Annotated in this window: 21 protein-coding genes; 15 read left to right on the top strand and 6 right to left on the bottom strand. The window is 66.5% G+C overall.

Translation table 11 applies throughout. From position 1 onward, the window contains the following. Positions 1-54 precede the first annotated feature (54 nt). Positions 55-753: a type 1 glutamine amidotransferase gene (locus OE647_RS06075; protein WP_263720809.1), complete on the top strand. Its 699-nt coding sequence runs from the start codon at positions 55-57 to the stop codon at positions 751-753. 7 nt (positions 754-760) lie between these two features. On the opposite strand, the gene OE647_RS06070 is transcribed toward OE647_RS06075, so the two are convergent. Continuing rightward, positions 761-1,726, bottom strand: coding sequence for a TDT family transporter (locus OE647_RS06070; RefSeq protein WP_263720807.1), 966 nt, complete (start codon positions 1,724-1,726; stop codon positions 761-763). A gap of 175 nt (positions 1,727-1,901) precedes the next feature. On the opposite strand from OE647_RS06070, the gene speB reads away from it, so the two are divergent. The 7 genes from speB (at position 1,902) to OE647_RS06035 (ending at position 8,499) form a co-directional block, all read left to right on the top strand. Then, entirely contained in the window at positions 1,902-2,879 is a 978-nt protein-coding gene (gene speB / locus OE647_RS06065; RefSeq protein ID WP_263720806.1) for an agmatinase, read from the top strand. Positions 2,880-2,918: 39 nt separating this feature from the next. After that, the gene (locus OE647_RS06060; protein WP_263720804.1) at positions 2,919-3,809 is read left to right on the top strand and encodes a DMT family transporter; all 891 of its coding nucleotides are present in this window, start codon (positions 2,919-2,921) and stop codon (positions 3,807-3,809) included. A gap of 120 nt (positions 3,810-3,929) precedes the next feature. Then, complete coding sequence (locus OE647_RS06055; RefSeq protein ID WP_263720802.1) at positions 3,930-5,006, top strand: outer membrane protein transport protein; 1,077 nt, start codon at positions 3,930-3,932, stop codon at positions 5,004-5,006. 84 nt (positions 5,007-5,090) lie between these two features. Further along, a complete protein-coding gene (locus OE647_RS06050; protein WP_263720800.1) occupies positions 5,091-5,954 on the top strand; it encodes an ATPase in 864 nt (287 codons plus the stop codon). Between the two features lie 38 nt (positions 5,955-5,992). After that, positions 5,993-6,931 (top strand): homoserine O-acetyltransferase MetA, encoded by a 939-nt coding sequence (gene metA / locus OE647_RS06045; RefSeq protein WP_263720799.1) that lies wholly within the window; start codon positions 5,993-5,995, stop codon positions 6,929-6,931. Between the two features lie 61 nt (positions 6,932-6,992). Next, positions 6,993-7,889: a polyphosphate kinase 2 gene (gene ppk2, locus OE647_RS06040; protein ID WP_263720798.1), complete on the top strand. Its 897-nt coding sequence runs from the start codon at positions 6,993-6,995 to the stop codon at positions 7,887-7,889. Beyond that, a complete protein-coding gene (locus OE647_RS06035) occupies positions 7,882-8,499 on the top strand; it encodes a TetR/AcrR family transcriptional regulator (RefSeq protein WP_263720797.1) in 618 nt (205 codons plus the stop codon). The genes ppk2 and OE647_RS06035 overlap by 8 nt, the downstream gene beginning before the upstream one ends. Before the next feature lie 3 nt (positions 8,500-8,502). Here the strand turns inward: OE647_RS06035 and OE647_RS06030 are convergent, their stop codons facing one another. Then, positions 8,503-9,906, bottom strand: coding sequence for an aminotransferase-like domain-containing protein (locus OE647_RS06030; protein WP_263720796.1), 1,404 nt, complete (start codon positions 9,904-9,906; stop codon positions 8,503-8,505). Between the two features lie 109 nt (positions 9,907-10,015). Here OE647_RS06030 and OE647_RS06025 point away from each other — a divergent pair, with 109 nt between their 5' ends. Continuing rightward, a complete protein-coding gene (locus OE647_RS06025) occupies positions 10,016-10,231 on the top strand; it encodes a DUF1127 domain-containing protein (RefSeq protein WP_263720795.1) in 216 nt (71 codons plus the stop codon). A 64-nt stretch (positions 10,232-10,295) separates the two neighbouring features. Here OE647_RS06025 and OE647_RS06020 read toward each other — a convergent pair whose 3' ends face one another. Further along, the gene (locus tag OE647_RS06020) at positions 10,296-10,547 is read right to left on the bottom strand and encodes a hypothetical protein (RefSeq protein ID WP_263720793.1); all 252 of its coding nucleotides are present in this window, start codon (positions 10,545-10,547) and stop codon (positions 10,296-10,298) included. 174 nt (positions 10,548-10,721) lie between these two features. Here OE647_RS06020 and OE647_RS06015 point away from each other — a divergent pair, with 174 nt between their 5' ends. From OE647_RS06015 to OE647_RS06005, 3 genes are all read left to right on the top strand, one after another. Continuing rightward, complete coding sequence (locus OE647_RS06015) at positions 10,722-11,282, top strand: DUF4202 domain-containing protein (RefSeq protein ID WP_263720791.1); 561 nt, start codon at positions 10,722-10,724, stop codon at positions 11,280-11,282. Positions 11,283-11,415: 133 nt separating this feature from the next. After that, entirely contained in the window at positions 11,416-11,682 is a 267-nt protein-coding gene (locus OE647_RS06010; RefSeq protein ID WP_263720790.1) for a hypothetical protein, read from the top strand. Positions 11,683-11,748: 66 nt separating this feature from the next. Then, the gene (locus tag OE647_RS06005; protein WP_263720789.1) at positions 11,749-12,093 is read left to right on the top strand and encodes a TfoX/Sxy family protein; all 345 of its coding nucleotides are present in this window, start codon (positions 11,749-11,751) and stop codon (positions 12,091-12,093) included. Between the two features lie 76 nt (positions 12,094-12,169). Here OE647_RS06005 and ndk read toward each other — a convergent pair whose 3' ends face one another. After that, entirely contained in the window at positions 12,170-12,592 is a 423-nt protein-coding gene (gene ndk, locus OE647_RS06000) for a nucleoside-diphosphate kinase (RefSeq protein WP_263720788.1), read from the bottom strand. A 186-nt stretch (positions 12,593-12,778) separates the two neighbouring features. Between ndk and OE647_RS05995 the strand changes: the two genes are divergently transcribed. Genes OE647_RS05995 through OE647_RS05985 form a run of 3 tightly spaced genes read left to right on the top strand, consistent with a single transcriptional unit; the run spans position 12,779 to position 15,830 of the window. Continuing rightward, positions 12,779-14,623, top strand: coding sequence for an ABC-F family ATP-binding cassette domain-containing protein (locus OE647_RS05995; protein WP_263720787.1), 1,845 nt, complete (start codon positions 12,779-12,781; stop codon positions 14,621-14,623). A gap of 3 nt (positions 14,624-14,626) precedes the next feature. Next, positions 14,627-15,244: a MarC family protein gene (locus tag OE647_RS05990; RefSeq protein ID WP_263720786.1), complete on the top strand. Its 618-nt coding sequence runs from the start codon at positions 14,627-14,629 to the stop codon at positions 15,242-15,244. Positions 15,245-15,254: 10 nt separating this feature from the next. Beyond that, complete coding sequence (locus tag OE647_RS05985; RefSeq protein ID WP_263720785.1) at positions 15,255-15,830, top strand: retropepsin-like aspartic protease family protein; 576 nt, start codon at positions 15,255-15,257, stop codon at positions 15,828-15,830. Here OE647_RS05985 and OE647_RS05980 read toward each other — a convergent pair. After that, positions 15,827-16,300, bottom strand: a complete 474-nt coding sequence (locus tag OE647_RS05980) for a DNA polymerase III subunit chi (RefSeq protein ID WP_263720784.1) — start codon at positions 16,298-16,300, stop codon at positions 15,827-15,829. The genes OE647_RS05985 and OE647_RS05980 overlap by 4 nt on opposite strands. Further along, a complete protein-coding gene (locus OE647_RS05975) occupies positions 16,300-17,769 on the bottom strand; it encodes a leucyl aminopeptidase (RefSeq protein ID WP_263720783.1) in 1,470 nt (489 codons plus the stop codon). The genes OE647_RS05980 and OE647_RS05975 overlap by 1 nt, the downstream gene beginning before the upstream one ends. Between the last annotated feature and the right edge of the window lie 83 nt (positions 17,770-17,852).

Genomic DNA, 17,852 nt, shown 5'->3' with positions numbered 1-17,852 from the left:
CCTTGCACTTCCCCCGCGCGCCGTGATCAATCGCAACGACCGAAGGGGGGCATCATGCGCGTCGCGATCGTGGAGAATACCGAAGTCACACACCTGGGCCAGATCGGCGTTGCCCTGGCCGAGGCGGGCGCCCTTATCGACGTCTGGCGCCCATGGGAGGACAGCCGCCTGCCCGGCGGCATCGGGCGCTATGCTGGGCTTGTCGTGCTGGGGGGCGAGCAAAGCGCGCTTGACGACCATAGCCACCCGTACCTGCCGGACCTCGCCGCGCTGATGCGGGCGTCGGCCGATCAGGGCGCGCCGGTTCTGGGGGTCTGCCTTGGCGGCCAGTTGATGGCGCGCGCCTTCGGGGCCGCGAACCGGCTGGGCGAGGCGCACGAATTCGGCTGGCACCGCGTGACGCCCACCGACGCGGGCCGGGCCGACCCGCTTCTGGCCGGGCTGGACGCCGGGTTCCCGGTCTTCCAGTGGCATTCCGATACCTTCAACCTGCCGGAAGGGGCCGTGCATCTTGCAGGCAATGACGCCGTGGCCAATCAGGCCTTTCGCATCGGGCGGGCGGCCTATGCGACGCAGTTCCATTTCGAGGCCAGCCGCGCCGTCGTGCAGGCCTGGAACCGCGACTTCCCCGAGGCGGTGGAGGCGCGTCAGCCCGGTTGGCTTGCCGATTTCGCGCAGATCGCGGCTGAACACGCGGCCCAAGCCGACGCCACGGGCCTGGCGATCGCGCGGGCCTGGACGCGGCTACTTTAGCGCCGCGTCAGGCCACGGCCGCGTTGGTGATGGTGGCCAGTTGCCCCCGCGCCCAAAGCCTTAGCACCCGCCAGCCGATCAGCGGTACGATGGCGGAGGTCGCGGCAAGCGCGATCACGCCCGGCACCGCCCAGATCCCGCCAAGCGCCAGCCAGAGAGAGGCCGTCGCGGCGAGCGGAAAGGTGAAGGCGCCCCAGAACGGCGTGAAGCCTGACGCCGTCAGCCAGCGCACCCGGATCACCAGCAGGATCAGGATCGCGGCGGAAAACCCCGCGAACCCCATGGCCAGAGACTTCAGGTCGAAGCCAAGCGCCACGAGCCCGAAAAGGGCCGCAGGCGACAGGTGAATCGCCAGCAGCGGGCGCAGCGGCGCGGGCACGCCCTCGCGCCGGAACTGCTCAAGACTGGCGCCCCAGATGACCAGCGCCAGGAAGAAGGTCGTGACGAAGATCACCTCCGCCAGTTCGGCCAGCCGCATCGGCTGGGCCGCCAAGGCCGCGACGATGAAGCCCACGAAACTCAGGTGCCAGACTGGGGTGACGCGGCGCTGCTCCTTCGGGCCGCGCACGAACCGCGCGATCATCACGACCACGACAACCCCGTGCCACAGAAGCCCCGCGTAAAGCACCGCCCGCGCCACGCCCGGCACATAGGGCCAGAGCGCCGCGGCGGCGAGGTAGACGGACAGGCATTGTGCGGCCAGTCCCGCGCGCCCCGGGAGGATCGTCAGATCCTCCGCCAGGACCGCGGGGCGGCGCGCCAGCTTGACGACATAGGCCAGCATCGCGAAGGCGAAAAGCCCGGTGACCGCGCCCAGAACGATCTCTCCGATGACCGAGGGCCAGTCCAACAGCAAGCTGCCGCGGCGCCAGGCAAGGCCCAGGCCGAACAGCCCGAGGATGGAGGGGAAGACCGCGGGCGGCGTACGACGCCACAGCCCGGGCGGAACGGGTTTCGGGGGATGGAAGGCCATTTTTCTGCCTCTTCTGCTCGTGCGCGGACTCTGCCCCCTTCGCCGATGAGATGCGAGCGCAAACTGCCCCGGTTGGCACGATTTTCGGCCAAGGGGCGACATGGGGGCAACGGTTTGCAGATGGACGACCGGATGGACTGCCCCTAGTCTGCGCGCAAAACGGGAGACTCGGCCGATGGCGGGACACGGATATGAAAGCGGGCGGCTGAACCTGCCCTTCGTTGGCATCGCGACCTTCGGCAAGCGGCCCTATGTCTCGGACTGGGACGCGATCGAGGCCGACGCGGCGATCCTCGGGGCGCCCTTCGACATGGGCACCCAGTTCCGTTCGGGCGCCCGCTTCGGCCCGCGCGGGGTGCGGGAGGCCTCGACGCTTTTCTCCTTCGGCCACGCGGGCGCCTACGACCACGAGGACGACGCCACCTACCTCGGCCCCGAGGTTCGTATCGTCGACATCGGCGATGCCGACATCGTCCACACAGACACCGAGAAAAGCCACGCCAACATCGAGGCGGGCGTGCGGGCGATCCTGAAAGCGGGCGCCCTGCCGGTGGTCATCGGCGGGGATCATTCGGTCAATATCCCCTGCATCCGTGCCTTCGACGATCAGGGGCCGATCCATATCCTTCAGATCGATGCGCATCTCGATTTCGTGGACGAACGCCACGGGGTGCGGCACGGCCACGGGAACCCGATGCGGCGCGCCGCCGAAAAGGGCTACGTCACCGGCCTGACCCAGCTTGGCATCCGCAACGTCTCCTCGACCGCGAAGGAAGGGTACGCGGCGGCGCGCGCGATGGGATCGGATATCCTGTCAGTGCGCCAGGTCCGCGCCCTGGGGCGCGAAGGCGTGCTGGCCCGCATTCCCCAAGGCGCGCGGCTTTACGTCACCATCGACATCGACGGATTCTGCCCTTCGATCGCGCCGGGAACGGGCACGCCGAGCCACGGCGGCTTTCTTTACTACGAGGTCCTGGAGATTCTTCAGGGCGCCGCACATGCGCATGAGATCGTCGGCATCGACCTGGTGGAGGTCGCGCCGGATTACGATCCGACCGGATCGACCTCGATCCTCGCGGCGCAGCTGCTGCTGAATTTCATGGGCTTCATCTTTCACGCCCGCGCCAGCCGCGCTGGACAATCGCGCGGCTAGGCGTCAGGACACCGGCGACTTAGGAACCCGGGAGACCTCATGGGCGACGTCCACCGACCTTTTCTGGCCGCGCTCTGGATGATGGGCTCGGTGGCGGGCTTTTCGCTGATCGCGGTTTCCGGGCGGCAGATCGGCACCGCGCTCAACCCGCCGGAGATGATGCTTTACCGTTCGCTGATCGGGGTTGCGCTGGTCGTCGCCTACGCGCTTCTGTCCGGCCGCCTGGCCGAGATCCGGGCGGAACGCCTGGGTTTCCACCTGCTGCGCAACGTCATCCATTTCGCCGGTCAGAACCTGTGGCTTTACGCCCTGGCGTTGATCCCGCTCGCCCAGCTCTTCGCGGTCGAGTTCTCCTCCCCCCTGATGGTGGCGCTGGCCGCCCCCCTGCTTCTGGGCGAGCGGATGACCGCGACCAAGGCCGTCTCGGCGGCGGTGGGCTTCACGGGCATCCTGATCGTCGCCCGCCCTTTTTCCGAGGGCGGGCTCGGGCCGGGGATTCTGCTGGCGCTGGCTTCGGCACTGGCCTTTGCCGGCACCGCCATCGTGACGAAGCGCCTGACGCGGCGGGTCACGGTGGTCGGGATTCTTTTCTGGCTGACGGTGATGCAAAGCGGACTTGCCGCCGCGGTCGCGGGCTGGGACGGCGCTATTGCGCTGCCGGGGCCAGTGGAACTTCCCTGGGTCGCGGCGATGGGGATCGGCGGCATCGTCGCGCACATGGGGCTGACCAAGGCGCTGACGCTGGCCCCCGCCACCATCGTCGTGCCGGTCGATTTCCTCCGCCTGCCGGTCATCGCCGTCATCGGCATGCTGGCCTATGGAGAACCGATGGACCTTTGGGTCTTCCTGGGCGGCGCGATCATCTTTTGCGCCAATTGGCTGAACCTGTCGGCAGGCACCGCCCGCGCAGTTGCGAGCGGAAAGGTGTGATTCAAAATCTACCCTCGCCAAGATAATCGCCCGCAACGTCACGCCGCGCTCACGCCACGTCACCGATTGACGTATGAATTATGCAAAATAACGCTAACTCCGGTTTCAGGAGGAGGAACTATGCGAGCTAGGGTCATCTGCCTTTTGGCGGGCGTTTCGGGTATTGCGACAAGCGCGGTCGCAGGCGGGGTGGAGCGTGCGCCGTTTTCATCCGGGATCCTGTTCCAGGAGGGCGACTACGCCGAGTTCAGTCTGGGCTATGGCGATCCGAACGTCAGCGGCGTTCTTGGCATCGGCTCAGGCGATGCGCTTTCCGGCTACCTGACCTATTCCTTAGCCTTGAAAAAGGCGCTCAGCGACAAGCTTGACCTGGCCATCATCCTGAACGAGCCGATCGGGGCCGATATCAACTACCCATCCGGCACCGGCTACCTGCTTGAAGGCACCACCGCCAACCTGCAGGCCGCCGCGATCACCGGGCTTCTGCGCTATGAGGTGCAGGACAATATCTCGGTTTACGGCGGTATCCGGGCCGAGCAGGCCAAGGGCGATGTCTCGATCTCGCTTGGCGGGACACCGGTTTACCTGCTGTCGACCAACCGCCAACTGGCCTGGGGCTACATCGTCGGCGCGGCCTGGGAAAAGCCCGAAATCGCGGCACGCGTGGCGCTGACCTATACCTCCGATATCACTCATGAGCTCAACTCCACCGAAAACGGCGTGGCGACCGGCTCGTTCGAAACGACGGTCCCGCAGGCGCTGAACCTGGAGTTCCAGACCGGCATCGCCGAGGACACGCTGCTGTTCGGGTCGGTGCGCTGGCAGGAATGGTCAGCCTTCGACATCAGCCCTGCGGCCTACCTGACGGCGTTCTTCAACCCGCAGGGGCTTCCGCTGGCCTATTACCAGTCCGACCGCATCACCTATTCGCTGGGCGTCGGGCGCAAGTTCAACGACACCTGGTCGGGCGCGGTGACGCTGGGATACGAACCCTCGAACGGCGATGTCACCGGCAACCTCGGCCCCGTTGACGGGTTCAAGAGCCTCGGCCTCGCCGCCAGTTACACGCGCGACACGATGACCGTGACCGCGGGCGTCAGCTACTTCCAGATCGGCGACGCCACGACCTCGATCGGCGCCAATTTCGCCGACAACGACGGGATCGCGGCCGGCATCCGGGTCGGCGTCGGCTTCTAGGCGCGCCCGCGCGGCGAAAATTCCGCGTGAAACTTCCGTCGCCTGCCGGTAGGAACGTGCGAAACGAACCGGGCGGGCGGCGGAATGATCTATCGGACGGCGGAAGAGTGGCTGGGTGCGGACCGGAAGCGGGTGCTTCTGTTTGGCATGTCGGGCCTTGGAAAGACCTATGTGTCGAACATGCTGCGTGGAAGCGGCAAGTGGTTCCAGTACTCGATCGATTACCGCATCGGCACGCGCTACATGGGCGAACACATCGCCGACAACTTCAAGCGCGAGGCGATGAAGGTTCCGCTTCTGCGCCAGCTTCTGATGACGGACAGCGTCCACATCACCTCGAACATCACGTTCAACAACCTGGCGCCCTTGTCCACCTACCTCGGCAAGCCGGGCGATCCCGCGAAAGGCGGCCTGCCCTTTGCCGAATACCAGCGCCGGCAGGACCAGCACCGCACGGCCGAAGTCGCGGCCCTGCACGACACTGGCCATTTCGCCAACCGCGCGCATGACCTTTACGGCTACGACAATTTCGTCTGTGACTCGGGCGGCTCGATCTGTGAGGTCGTGGACCCCTGGGACGCCGAGGACCCGGTCCTGGGCGATCTGTCGAAGACCGTCCTGATGATCTGGATCAAGGGCGATGAGACCCACCGGGCCGAGCTGATCCGCCGCTTCGACCGCGACCCGAAACCGATCTACTACCAGCCCGAATTCCTCCTCCGCGTCTGGGGCGAATACCTGGAGCAGGAGGGCCAGCCCGCCGACCGCGTGGACCCCGACGGCTTCCTCCGCTTCGCCTATGCCCGGCTTCTGGATCACCGCCAGCCCCGCTACGACGCGATGGCCCGGAACTGGGGCATCACCGTGGAGGCAGAGACCGTCGCGCGCCTGCGCAGCGCCGGAGACTTCGCCGCACTTGTCGCCGAGGCCCTTGAGCAGGCGGGCTGACCGGCCTATCTACCGCGTTCCCGAAGGAGACTTCCCCGATGCCCATCACCCTGCCCCGTACCCTTCCCGCCTTTGACGTGCTGTCGAAGGAAGGCGTGATGGTGATGACGCCGGACCGCGCCGCGCATCAGGACATCCGGCCGATCCGCATCGCACTTCTCAACCTGATGCCGAAGAAGATCCAGACCGAGAACCAGTTCGCCCGCCTGATCGGCGCGACCCCGCTTCAGATCGACTTTCGCCTGATCCGCATGTCGGAGCATCAGACGCGGAACACCGCGTCCGAGCACATGGCCGAATTCTACCGCCCCTTCCAGGAGGTCAAGGACGAGAAGTTTGACGGCCTGATCATCACCGGCGCCCCGATCGAGCATCTCCCCTTCGAGGAGGTGACCTATTGGGACGAGCTGCGCGAGATCATGGATTGGACCCAGACCAACGTCCATTCCACCTTCGGCGTGTGCTGGGGCGGCATGGCGATGATCCATCACTTCCACGGCATCAAGAAGCACATGCTGGACCACAAGGCCTTCGGTTGCTTCCGGCACCGCAGCCTCACGCCCGCGTCGCCCTATCTGCGCGGCTTCTCGGATGATTTCATCATCCCGGTCAGCCGCTGGACGGAGATGAAGCAGGCCGAGATCGACGCCGCCCCCGGTCTGCGCACGCTTCTGGGCTCGGATGAGGTTGGGCCTTGCCTGGTCGAGGATCCGGCGCACCGCGCGCTCTACATCTTCAACCATTTCGAATACGACAGCGATACGCTGAAGCAGGAATACGACCGCGACGTGGCCAACGGCACGCCGATCAACGTGCCGATGAACTACTACCCCGACGATGACCCCTCGCGCGCGCCGCTGAACCGCTGGCGCAGCCACGCGCATCTGCTCTATGGCAACTGGGTCAGCGAGATCTATCTGACCACGCCCTTCGACATGGACCGGATCGGCCAGGAAAGCACCGACTGGCGCGGCTAGGCGCGATTGCAACCGGCCCTGCAATCGCCATACTGGCCCGACAGGATCCGGAGAGACCCGCATGGCAAGATCGGAAGCGCCCGCCCCCCAGGCCATCCCCTTCGTGGGCGAGATTACGAAGTTCCTTGAAACCGAGGCCCCGGAAGAGGTGCGCCGCGCGATCGCGGAGGCGGACAGGAAAGATATCCTGTCCAAAAGCTACCCCTACGACCGCGAGATGAAGCGCAAGGATTACGACGCGCAGATGGAGCGGCTCCAGATCGAACTCGTGAAGATGCTTCACGACCTGCGCACGACCGGCAAGCGGCTCTGCGTCCTCTTCGAGGGGCGCGACGCGGCCGGCAAGGGCGGCGCGATCGAGCGGATGCGCGAAAACCTCAACCCCCGCAACGCCTATATCGTCGCCCTGCCCAAACCGACCGAACGCGAAGCCTCCCAGTGGTTCTTCCAGCGCTACATCGACTGGCTGCCGGCGGCGGGGGAAATCGCGCTCTTCGACCGGTCCTGGTACAATCGCGGCGTGGTGGAGCATGTCTTCGGCTTCTGCACACCCGAGCAGCGCAAGCTTTTCTTCCGCCAGTTGCCCGATTTCGAGCGCATGCTGATCGACGAGGGGATCACGCTGGTCAAGCTCTGGCTCAATGTCGGGCGCGCTGAACAGCTGCGCCGGTTCCTGGCGCGCGAAAGCGATCCGCTGAAACAGTGGAAGCTCAGCTGGATCGACGTGGAGGGGCTGAAGAAATGGGACGCCTACACCGCCGCGATCCGGGAAACGCTGGAGAAGTCGCACGCCAAGACTGCGCCCTGGACGGTGATCCGTGCCGATGACAAGGCCCGCGCGCGCATCGCGGCGATCCAGTCCGTGCTGCATGCGCTTGACTACGCGGGCAAGGATCGCAAGGCCATCGGCAAGGTGGACGGAAAGATTTGCGGCGGCCCCGGCCTTCTGAATGGCTAAGCAGGGCTATCATCACGGCAACCTCAAGCAGGCGCTGATCGAGGCCGCCCTGAAACTGATCGAGCAGCAGGGCCCGCAGGGCTTTACGCTGTCGGACGCGGCCAAGTCTGCAGGCGTCACCCCGGCGGCCGTCTACCGACACTTCGCGGGGCGCGACGACCTGATCGCCGAATGCGCCCGCCAGGGGTTCGCGATCTTCGGCGACCTGATGGAACACGCCTACAACGACGGCAAGCCCTCGGCCCTGCGCGCGTTCGAGGCGACGGGCCGCGCCTACCTGGCTTTCGCGCGGAAGTTCCCGGGCCATTACATGGCGATGTTCGAAAGCGGCATTTCGCTCAACACCGACCCGGCGCTGGCGCGAAGCGCGGAACGGGCGCGCGCGGTCCTGACCCGCGCGGCAGAGGAGTTGACCAAGCAGATGCCCGCCGGACGGCGCCCGCCCGCTGCGATGTTCGCGGCCCACATCTGGGCACTAAGCCACGGTGTCGTCGAACTATTCGCCCGCGGCACACCCGGCGCGCGCTCCCCCTTCCCGCCCGAGGAACTGCTGGAGGCCGGTTTGGGGATCTACCTGCGCGGCCTCGGCCTCGTCCCGCAGGACAGCTGAGGGTCAGACCGGGATCTCGGCCGGTGGATTGTCCAACAGCCGCGCCAGAGTCGCGATCGCCTTGGTGAAGCGCGCCTCCTCGACCTCACCGTCCAGGGCGATACGCACGGCGTTTGGCGCATGGCCATCGACAAGCGCGTATTCGTCGGCGGAACGGATCAGCACGCCCGCGCTTTCCGCCTCGCGCGCGAAGGTCGAGCCGCGCCAGCCGCGCGGGAGCGGTAGCCAGACGAAGCTGAGTCCCATCTGCCAGCGCAACTCATGGCGTCCAAGGATATTGAGCAGCAGTTCCAGCCGGCGGGAAAAGACCGCCTGGCCTGCGTCGCGCAGCCGCGCGGCCTCGCCCGTCGTCAGCAGCTTCAGCGCGATCTGCGAAAGCGGCAGCGCAAGCCCGAAGTAGGAGTGCTGCGCGGCGATCCGGCCAGATTCGCCATGGCCCGTTGGGCAGATGATCGTGCCCACCCGAAGTCCCGCTGAAACCGATTTCGACAGCGACGTGACGTACCACGTCCGGTCCGGCGCCAGCGCGCGGATCGCGGGGGCGGAGGGTTCAGCCACCGAATAGCAGTCATCCTCAATGATCTGGAGGTCGTGAATCGCGGCGATCTCGGCGATCCGACGGCGGCGGGCAAGGCTCATCCGGCCGGCGGTCGGGTTCTGCGCCTCGGGCGTCACACAGAGAAGCCGCGCGCCGGTGCGGCGGCAGGCGGCGTCCAGCGCCTCGGGCACGATCCCCTCGTCATCAAGCGGCACCGCGACCACATCGGCCCGGTTGAGCCGCGCCGCCCGGCGAAAACCCGGAAAGGCCAACTCCTCGCACAGCACCGCCGGGCGCTCACCGCGCAGGCAGCATTGCATCACCAGACCGACGGCGTTCTGTCCGCCATGGGTCAGCACGAGGTCGTCGGCATCGAAGGCCCCGAGCCCCCGGTCCGCAAGCCAATGGGTGAAGGCCTGTCTAAGAGGCAGGTCGCGACGGTTCGTCGGATAGCCGCGCCAGTCGCAGCCTTCGCGGGCGATCTCCATCAAGATGCGGGCGAAGGCCTGCGAATGGCCAGCGTCGGGCAATTGCGGTGCGCGCAGGTCCACGGGCCCCTCGGCCCTGTCGGGAAGCGGCGGGGCATCGGTAAAAAGCGGCTGGGTCGGCCCAAGCCTCGGGTTGCGCGCCGCGACAAAGGTCCCGCGCCCCACGACCGCGTCCAGAAGCCCGTCCTGCGTGCCGATCTGATAGGCGCGCGCCACGGTGCCAGGGGTGATGCCAAGCTGCCAGGCAAGCTCGCGGACCGGGGGAAGCTTGGCGCCTTCGGGAAGCTCGCCCGATCGCACGGCAGCCCTGAGCGCATGGCTCAGCGCCAGATACTTCGGCCCCGCGAATTGTGCCAGGTCAGGCCGCCACTCCATGGTCATGACATCCTCTTTGTACCCGTGACAATGTTTCTATGGACGTCATTGTGCCCCTATTGTAGCCATATGTCTACAAGATAGTTCTACATTGTATCAATACAAAGGTGATCCGATGACTGCCCCCGCCAAAACCGCCCTTTCCCTGCCGCAAAGCGCTGGCATGGCCGGCCGTGTGGCGACGCGGATCGTGACGATCCTTCGCGACAGCCGCCAGCGTCGCAAGACCCGCCGCGACCTGGCCCGCCTGGACGACCGGCTGCTGCGCGATATCGGCGTCGATCCGCTGACCGCGCAAAACGAATGCTCCCGCCATTTCTGGCAGGGCTGAGGGCCTCCACAAACATCCCCTGTGGAGTCTCTTCCAACTGGCCGGGCAGCCGCCCGGCCATTTTTCATCCCGCGACGGTCTCCACCGCGATGGAGCGCTTCCTGAGCTCGGCGTAAAGCGCGGGAACGACGCGGCTCTGGTTGACGGCGGTGCGCAGGATATCCCCCAGCGCCCGGTCGCTGACCGCCGAGCGGACCCGCCAGACCTTGCGGCGCGCCACGCCGTCGTCATAGACGATCTCTGTCCCGCCCACGCGATCTTGCCTGAGCCCAAGGTAATCTACACCCCCGGAGGGGCTGTGGAACGTTTTTTGCATGGGCATTTTCTGCTCGTTATGCTGCCTCTGTCGGGAATGATGTGTGTAGCGGGGCGCCTGCGTCAATCGGGGGCCGAACAAATCCCGGTGAACGAGTCGGCGCGGCCACACCGGCGGGCGCTTGACCCGCGCCCCACGCAATGCGACCGTCACCGGAAAACCGACAGGAATGCCATGTCCCGCCTTGATGCCGCCCTCGCCGCGATCGACGTCGCCAACACCCAGGACCCCGACACGCATGAAGGCCGCCCCGCCGCATTGCTTTACGGCGAGCGGATGAGCGACGAGCTGGCGCGGCTTTTTCCCGATGCCTCCGACGTCCTTCAGATCGCGGCGCGCGGCCAGCACATCGAGCGCTGGACCTCGCCGCGCGACAGCTACCCGGAGGGGCGGGCGGGCTACCTTGCCTGGCGGCGCGATCTGGGCGCCTTCCATGCCCGGCGGGTCGCGGAGATCATGCGCGACGCCGGCTACGACGAGGCCGAGGCGGAGCGGGCGGGCACCCTGCTGCGAAAGGAGGGGATCAAGCGCGACGCAGAAGTCCAGGCGCTGGAAGACGTGATCTGCTTCGTTTTCCTGCGCTGGTACTTCGCCCCCTTCGCGGATGGGCGCGATGCCGACGCGCTGCTCAGAATCGTCGAAAAGACCGCCCGCAAGATGTCGGCCAATGCCCGCGCACGCGCTTTGCGGGAATTTTCACTGCCCGAATCCCTTGCCGCCGCCTTTCAGGGCTAGACGGAAAAACCCCCACACTGGAACGAATAGGGCGCAACACGAACGATTGTTGCGCCCTATTGCGCAATGAGCGCCGAAGATGTCGCCTTCGCGTCCGGGTTTTGGCAACTGGGCGGATTTGCCGCAAACTCTCTTGACGATACCTCTTTCCGGCCATATCTGCGCCGCGCTCGATCCACAGGATCCGAAGCAGACAAGCAAGACCAAGGATGGAAACGCCGTTATGGAAAACACCCCGCAAATGACCTCCGGCGAGGTTGAGGGCCAGCAACCGGGCGACGCGCCGACCGCCAGGCGCCAGATGGCGCAGGAAAGCCAGCGCCGCATCACGCAGCCCGGCGACAGCCAGGACAGCCCGCGGATGGGCGACCAGATCATCACCGACTGGGCCTCGATCTAGGGCATTGCCCTTGGCCCCGGTGCGGCTAGTCTGGGGACGAAACCGCCCCCACCATAGCCCCGGCACATGCCACGCCCTGTTTCCAGCATTCCCAATCTCGGCCCCGCCTCGGAGGCAGCCTTTGCGCGTGCGGGCATTCACTCGGCCGAGGAGATTGAGGCCTTGGGGCCCGACGCGGCCTATGAAAGCTTCCTGCGCGCCGGCAATCCCCCGCATTTCATCGGCTATTACGTCCTGGTGATGGGATTGCAGGGGCGCCCCTGGAACGATTGCCAGGGCGAGGAGAAGGCAGCCCTTCGCCGGCGCTTCGATGCGATCAAGGCTCGCGTCGCGGCGCGCCCCTCAAGCGCGATGATCGACGCGAAGCTTGAGGCGGTGCTGGACGAGATCGGGATCAGACCCCGCCGCTGAAGATGGCTCCAAAGAAGCAAAAGGCCCGCGCCGGTATCCCCGGCGCGGGCCTTCGCGATTTCAGGGGTGAACGGGATCAGCCGACCAGTTCGAGGCCCGAGAAGAAGTAGGCGATTTCCACTGCGGCGGTTTCCGGCGCGTCGGAACCGTGGATCGAGTTTTCACCGATCGAGAGCGCGAATTCCTTGCGGATGGTGCCCTCGGCGGCCTGCGCCGGGTTGGTGGCGCCCATCACTTCGCGGTTCTTCGCGATCGCGTCTTCGCCTTCCAGGACCTGCACCACGATCGGCTCGGACGACATGAACTCGCACAGTTCGTCGTAGAAGGGGCGTTCCTTGTGGACCGCGTAGAAGACGCCGGCCTGGGCCTTGGTCAGGTGGATGCGCTTCTGCGCGATGATGCGCAGGCCAGCGGCCTCCAGCTTGGCGTTGATCGCGCCGGTCAGGTTGCGGCGGGTCGCGTCGGGCTTGACGATCGAGAAGGTGCGTTGAACAGCCATGTCGGAACCTATCGTTGGGGGCGCGGGGCCCGCGCCGGAGTTGGATCGCGCGCCTGCTATCACGCGCGCGCGGGTTTGAAAAGGTCGCGTGGGCGAAGCGCCACGGGAGCCTCCGGCGGGAGTATTTGGGGCCAGAATGAAAGGGGGGCGCTTTTCGTCCCTCGCGGGCTCTGATATGGGCCGCCCATGCTCAGGATTTCCGACATCACCTATTCGGTCGAGGGGCGCCCGCTGTTCGACGGCGCATCGGCGACGATTCCCACCGGCCACAAGGTCGGCCTGGTGGGCCAGAACGGCGCGGGCAAGACCACGCTTTTCCGCCTGATCCGGGGCGAACTGGCGCTGGAGGGGGGAGAGATCACCCTGCCCTCCCGCTCTCGCGTGGGTGGCGTGGCGCAGGAGGTTCCGTCGTCCTCGGCCTCGCTCCTCGATACGGTGCTGGCCGCCGATACGGAGCGGGCCAGCCTGATGGCGGAGGCAGAGACGGCCGCCGACCCCCACCGCATCGCCGAGATCCAGGCGCGGCTGGCCGATATCGACGCATGGTCGGCCGAGGGGCGCGCCTCCGCGATCCTGAAGGGCCTTGGCTTTGACGCAGAGGCGCAGCGGCGGCCCTGTTCGGATTTCTCCGGCGGCTGGCGGATGCGGGTGGCGCTGGCCGGCGTGCTTTTCGCCCAGCCCGACCTGCTGCTCCTGGATGAGCCGACAAACTATCTCGACCTCGAAGGGGCGCTGTGGCTGGAGAGCTACCTGGCGAAATATCCGCACACCGTCATCGTCATCAGCCATGACCGCGGACTTTTGAACCGCGCGGTTGGCGCGATCCTGCACCTTGAAAACCGCAAGCTGACGCTCTGGTCGGGGGGGTATGACACCTTCGCCCGATCCCGCGCCGAACAGCGCGCGGTGCAAGCCGCCGAGGCCAAGAAGCAGGAGGCGCGGCGCGCGCATCTGCAAAGCTTCGTTGACCGGTTCAAGGCCAAGGCGTCGAAAGCCGTGCAGGCGCAAAGCCGGGTCAAGATGCTGGACAAGATGACGCCGATCCTGGCGCCGGAAGAGGCCCGCAAGGTGGTTTTCACCTTCCCGGCCCCCGAACAGCTGTCGCCCCCGATCATCACGCTGGATGGCGCGGCTGTCGGCTATGGCGGGGCGCCGGTTCTGCGGCGGCTCGACCTACGCATCGATCAGGATGACCGGATCGCGCTTTTGGGTCGCAACGGCGAGGGGAAATCCACGCTTTCCAAGCTATTGGCCGGAAAACTTGAGGTCTGCGAGGGGAAGATCACGCGGTCCTCCAAGCTCAGGATCGGCTATTTCGCGCAGCATCAGGTGGATGAACTGCACCTAGACGAAACGCCCTTGCAGCATATCCAGCGCATGCGCCCGGCAGAGCATCAAGCCAAGCTGCGCGCGCGGCTCGCAGGCTTCGGCCTGGGCGCGGACCAGGCGGAGACGGTGGTCGCGCGGCTTTCGGGCGGGCAGAAGGCGCGGCTGTCGCTGACGCTGGCGACGCTCGATGCGCCGCATCTTCTGATCCTCGACGAACCGACCAACCACCTCGACATCGAAAGCCGCGAGGCGCTGGTGGAGGCGCTGACGGAGTATTCCGGCGCCGTGATCCTCGTCTCGCACGACATGCACCTTCTGGGGCTGGTGGCGGACCGGCTGTGGCTGGTCAAGGGCGGCGCGGTCACGCCCTATGCCAACGACCTCGACACCTACCGTCGCGAACTGTTGGCGGGGGACGACGCCGAAAAGCCCGCGTCCAAACCCAAGGAAAAGCCCGCGCGCCCCTCGCGCGAGGCGATGCTGGCGTTGAAGGCGGACGTTCGCAAATGCGAGGAAAGGCTGGCCAAGCTCAACGAGATGCGCGACAAATTGGCGGTGAAGCTGGCCGATCCGGAACTGTATGCGCGCCCCGACGAAGCCGCCATCTGGCAGAAGAAATATGCCGAGGTGATGGAAGCCGTGGACCGCGCGGAAGATCTTTGGATGAGGGCGGCCGAGAAGCTCGAAGCGGCAGAGGTCTGATCCTTGGACATTCAGCTTTACCTGACGGCCTTCGTCACGCTCTTCGTGATCGTAGACCCGATCGCGCTCACGCCGCTGTTCATCGCGCTGACGCAGGGCATGAGCCCGGCGCATAGGCGCGCCGTCGCCCTCAGGGCCTGCTTGATCGCGGCGGTGCTGATGACGCTCTTCGGCCTTCTGGGCGACAAGATCCTGAGCGTGATCGGGATCTCCATGCCCGCCTTCCGGATCTCGGGCGGGCTGCTCTTGTTCATCACCGCGCTCGACATGCTGTTCGAGCGGCGGACGCAGCGGCGCGAGGGGCAGCATGCCGAGCCGCAGCATGACCCCTCGGTCTTCCCGCTGGCGACGCCGCTGATCGCGGGTCCCGGGGCCTTCACGACGATGATCCTTCTGATCAGCAACTCGCCCGCCAAGGGGGTGGCGCATACGTTCGCCATTCACGGCGTCATGGCCGCGGTGCTGGGTTCCGCCTTCCTTCTGTTCCTTGCCGCACCTTTCGTGGAACGCCTGCTGGGCCGCACAGGCATCGTGGTGATCACGCGGCTTCTGGGGATGCTGCTGGCGGCGCTTTCGGTGCAGTTCGTGCTCGACGGCATTCGCGGCACCGGCCTGGTCTGAGGGGGCGGGGATGGGCGGCGACGAATTCGGCCGGTTCGCCTACCTTCTGTTGCTGCTTCTGGTGGTGGGGGGGTATTTCCTCGCGCAGGGACGCCGGAACCTTGGCCGCGTGGCGCAGCAGGCGGCGATCTGGACGTTCATCTTCGTCGGCGTGATCGTGGCCTACGGTCTGTGGGGCGATCTGCGCCGCACGGTCATTCCCGAACAGATGCGCGTGAACGGTCAAGAGCTGGAGGTCGCGACATCCCGCGATGGCCATTTCTACCTGACCGCAGAGGTCAATGGGGCCAAGGTCCTTTTCGTCGTCGATACCGGGGCAAGCCAGCTCGTCCTAACCGAACGCGATGCCCGCCGCGTAGGGTTCGAACCCGACAGCCTGAGTTATTTTGGCGCCGCGCGAACCGCCAACGGCATGGTGCGGACCGCCCCGGTCCGGCTGGAGAGCTTCACGCTCGGCCCCTTCGAGGACAAGGGTCTTGCCGCCGTCGTGAACGAGGGGGAGCTTGACACATCGCTTCTGGGGATGAGCTACCTGGGGCGCTTTGAAATGACGCTCAGCGGCGACCGGCTGGTGCTGCGCCGCTAGGCGGGACGCGCGCCGCTTTCGGCCTTTTTCTGCCAGCGGCCGCTTTCCTCGCTCCAGTATTGCGCGGGAACGCCGGCGGCGATCATCTGGCGCCATTGGCCCCGCGCGGTGTCGAGCGCGGCCTGATCGTTGCCATCGAAGATCACGCAGACCCGCGTCAACGCCAGCGCCTCTTCCGGCTCGAACGGGGCGCCATCAATCGTCATCAGGCACTGTGCTCCGTTCGGAACCTCCGGCCCGGTGGTCAAAAGGACCGGCTGGGCGGCGTCATGCACCCCCCCGGCCAGCCCGTGTGGCAGGAACGACTCCTCCGGACCAAGCCAGAGATGCTGGTCCAGCCAGTCGAGCCGCCCCGCATCGGCGCCCCGGACCACGACGTGCCAACCGTTCTGGAGCGCGCGCGCCAGAAGCGTCGGCAGCGCCCCCTCAAGCGGGGAGCGCGTGAGGTGGTAGAAGAACGCCTCCCCCATCAGCGTTCCAGCATGTCGCGGATCAGCCGGTTCAGCGTCATCACTCCCCAGCCAGTGGCGCCCTTCGGGGCAAGGGCCGTTTCCGCAGGCGGCAGGGCCACGCCCGCGATGTCGATATGGCACCAGGGGGTCTCGTCCTTGACGAAGCGGCGCAGGAACTGGGCGGCGGTGATCGACCCCGCTGGCCGGCCGCCGGTGTTCTTCATGTCGGCCAGGCGCGACTTGATCAGCTTGTCGTAGGGCGCGCCCATCGGCATCCGCCAGGCGCCCTCGCCTTCGCGCGCCGCCGCCGCCAGGAACGCGCCCGCCAGCGCGTCGTCGTTAGAAAAGACGCCCGCGTGGTCATGGCCAAGCGCGATGATGATCGCCCCGGTCAAGGTTGCCAGGTTGATCATGCCGCTGGGCTTGAAGCGGTCCTGTGCGTACCAAAGCACATCGGCCAGCACCAAGCGCCCCTCGGCATCGGTATTGATGACCTCGATCGTGTCGCCCTTCATCGATTTCACGATATCGCCCGGCCGCTGGGCCTTGCCGTCGGGCATGTTTTCGACAAGCCCCACGATGCCGACGACATTGGCCTTTGCGCGGCGCAGCGCCAGCGTCCGCATTACGCCTGCGACGACCCCCGCGCCGCCCATGTCCATCGTCATCTCCTCCATCCCCGCCGCGGGCTTGATGGAGATGCCACCGGTGTCAAAGACCACGCCCTTGCCGACCAGCGCGAAGGGGGGCTCATCCTTCTTGCCGCCGTTCCACTGCATCACCACGACCTTCGACGGGCTTTCAGACCCCTGCCCCACGCCCAGAAGTGCCCGCATGCCAAGCCTGGCCAGATCCGCCTCTTCCAGGATCTCGACCTCCAGGCCCAGTTCCTGCATGGCCGCGAGGCGCGCGGCAAAGTCGTCCGTCGTCAGCACGTTCGCGGGTTCGTTCACCAGATCGCGGGTGAAGAAGACGCCCTCGGCCAGCGCCATCAGCGGCTGCGCGGCGGCGGCGACGGCGGCAGGCTTGGTCACCGAAAGCGTGACCGCGCCCTTGTGTGTCCTGTCGCCCGACCTGTAGGCGTCGAAATCATAGGCCCTAAGCGCGAGGCCAAAGGAAATCTCCGCCGCCTGCGCATGGGCGCCGGCCAGCACGAGCGCGCCCGCCTCGCCCAGTGACTTTCCGATCGCGGCGCCGGCCTTGCGGGCCTCCTCCACCGTGGCCTTGCGCGGCAGTTTCACCAGTTGCAGCGCCTCTGCGGCGATCCCCGCCGGATAGGCCAGATCCAGCGACTCGCCCGCCTTGAGCTTGCCCCAGGCCTTGCCCTCGGTGGCGCGCGCGACCGCGCCCCGCGCCGCGCGATCAAGCCGCCGCGCCTCGGGGCCAAGCTTGCCTTCGTGGTCGAGGATCAGGGCGATCCGGCCGGCAAAGGCCGCGATCTCTTCTGGCGTGGCGGTGTCAAAGCGGATCTCGGCGGGGCTGGTCATGGCATTCTCCGGCTGCGTTTTGCCGGACCCTACCCAAGCCCTCGGGCCTTGGCCAGATATAGGTTCCCCCCGCCCCCGCTTTG

The organism is Albidovulum sediminicola (genome assembly GCF_025751575.1).
Taxonomy (GTDB): domain Bacteria; phylum Pseudomonadota; class Alphaproteobacteria; order Rhodobacterales; family Rhodobacteraceae; genus Albidovulum; species Albidovulum sediminicola.
The sequence above is the reverse complement of the archived record's forward strand: the minus strand, read 5'-3'. Positions and strand labels throughout refer to the sequence as shown.

Bases quoted from the DNA above. Each gene is read 5' to 3' on its own strand.
- OE647_RS06075 (WP_263720809.1), top strand. From the start codon at position 55: ATGCGCGTCGCGATCGTGGAGAATACCGAAGTCACACACCTGGGCCAG.
- ndk (WP_263720788.1), bottom strand. From the start codon at position 12,592: ATGGCTGTTCAACGCACCTTCTCGATCGTCAAGCCCGACGCGACCCGC.
- metA (WP_263720799.1), top strand. From the start codon at position 5,993: ATGCCCATCACCCTGCCCCGTACCCTTCCCGCCTTTGACGTGCTGTCG.
- OE647_RS06020 (WP_263720793.1), bottom strand. From the start codon at position 10,547: ATGCAAAAAACGTTCCACAGCCCCTCCGGGGGTGTAGATTACCTTGGG.
- OE647_RS06015 (WP_263720791.1), top strand. From the start codon at position 10,722: ATGTCCCGCCTTGATGCCGCCCTCGCCGCGATCGACGTCGCCAACACC.
- OE647_RS06035 (WP_263720797.1), top strand. From the start codon at position 7,882: ATGGCTAAGCAGGGCTATCATCACGGCAACCTCAAGCAGGCGCTGATC.
- OE647_RS06050 (WP_263720800.1), top strand. From the start codon at position 5,091: ATGATCTATCGGACGGCGGAAGAGTGGCTGGGTGCGGACCGGAAGCGG.
- OE647_RS05995 (WP_263720787.1), top strand. From the start codon at position 12,779: ATGCTCAGGATTTCCGACATCACCTATTCGGTCGAGGGGCGCCCGCTG.
- OE647_RS06055 (WP_263720802.1), top strand. From the start codon at position 3,930: ATGCGAGCTAGGGTCATCTGCCTTTTGGCGGGCGTTTCGGGTATTGCG.
- OE647_RS06070 (WP_263720807.1), bottom strand. From the start codon at position 1,726: ATGGCCTTCCATCCCCCGAAACCCGTTCCGCCCGGGCTGTGGCGTCGT.
- OE647_RS06025 (WP_263720795.1), top strand. From the start codon at position 10,016: ATGACTGCCCCCGCCAAAACCGCCCTTTCCCTGCCGCAAAGCGCTGGC.
- OE647_RS06030 (WP_263720796.1), bottom strand. From the start codon at position 9,906: ATGACCATGGAGTGGCGGCCTGACCTGGCACAATTCGCGGGGCCGAAG.
- OE647_RS06005 (WP_263720789.1), top strand. From the start codon at position 11,749: ATGCCACGCCCTGTTTCCAGCATTCCCAATCTCGGCCCCGCCTCGGAG.
- ppk2 (WP_263720798.1), top strand. From the start codon at position 6,993: ATGGCAAGATCGGAAGCGCCCGCCCCCCAGGCCATCCCCTTCGTGGGC.
- OE647_RS05985 (WP_263720785.1), top strand. From the start codon at position 15,255: ATGGGCGGCGACGAATTCGGCCGGTTCGCCTACCTTCTGTTGCTGCTT.
- OE647_RS06060 (WP_263720804.1), top strand. From the start codon at position 2,919: ATGGGCGACGTCCACCGACCTTTTCTGGCCGCGCTCTGGATGATGGGC.
- OE647_RS05975 (WP_263720783.1), bottom strand. From the start codon at position 17,769: ATGACCAGCCCCGCCGAGATCCGCTTTGACACCGCCACGCCAGAAGAG.
- OE647_RS05980 (WP_263720784.1), bottom strand. From the start codon at position 16,300: ATGGGGGAGGCGTTCTTCTACCACCTCACGCGCTCCCCGCTTGAGGGG.
- speB (WP_263720806.1), top strand. From the start codon at position 1,902: ATGGCGGGACACGGATATGAAAGCGGGCGGCTGAACCTGCCCTTCGTT.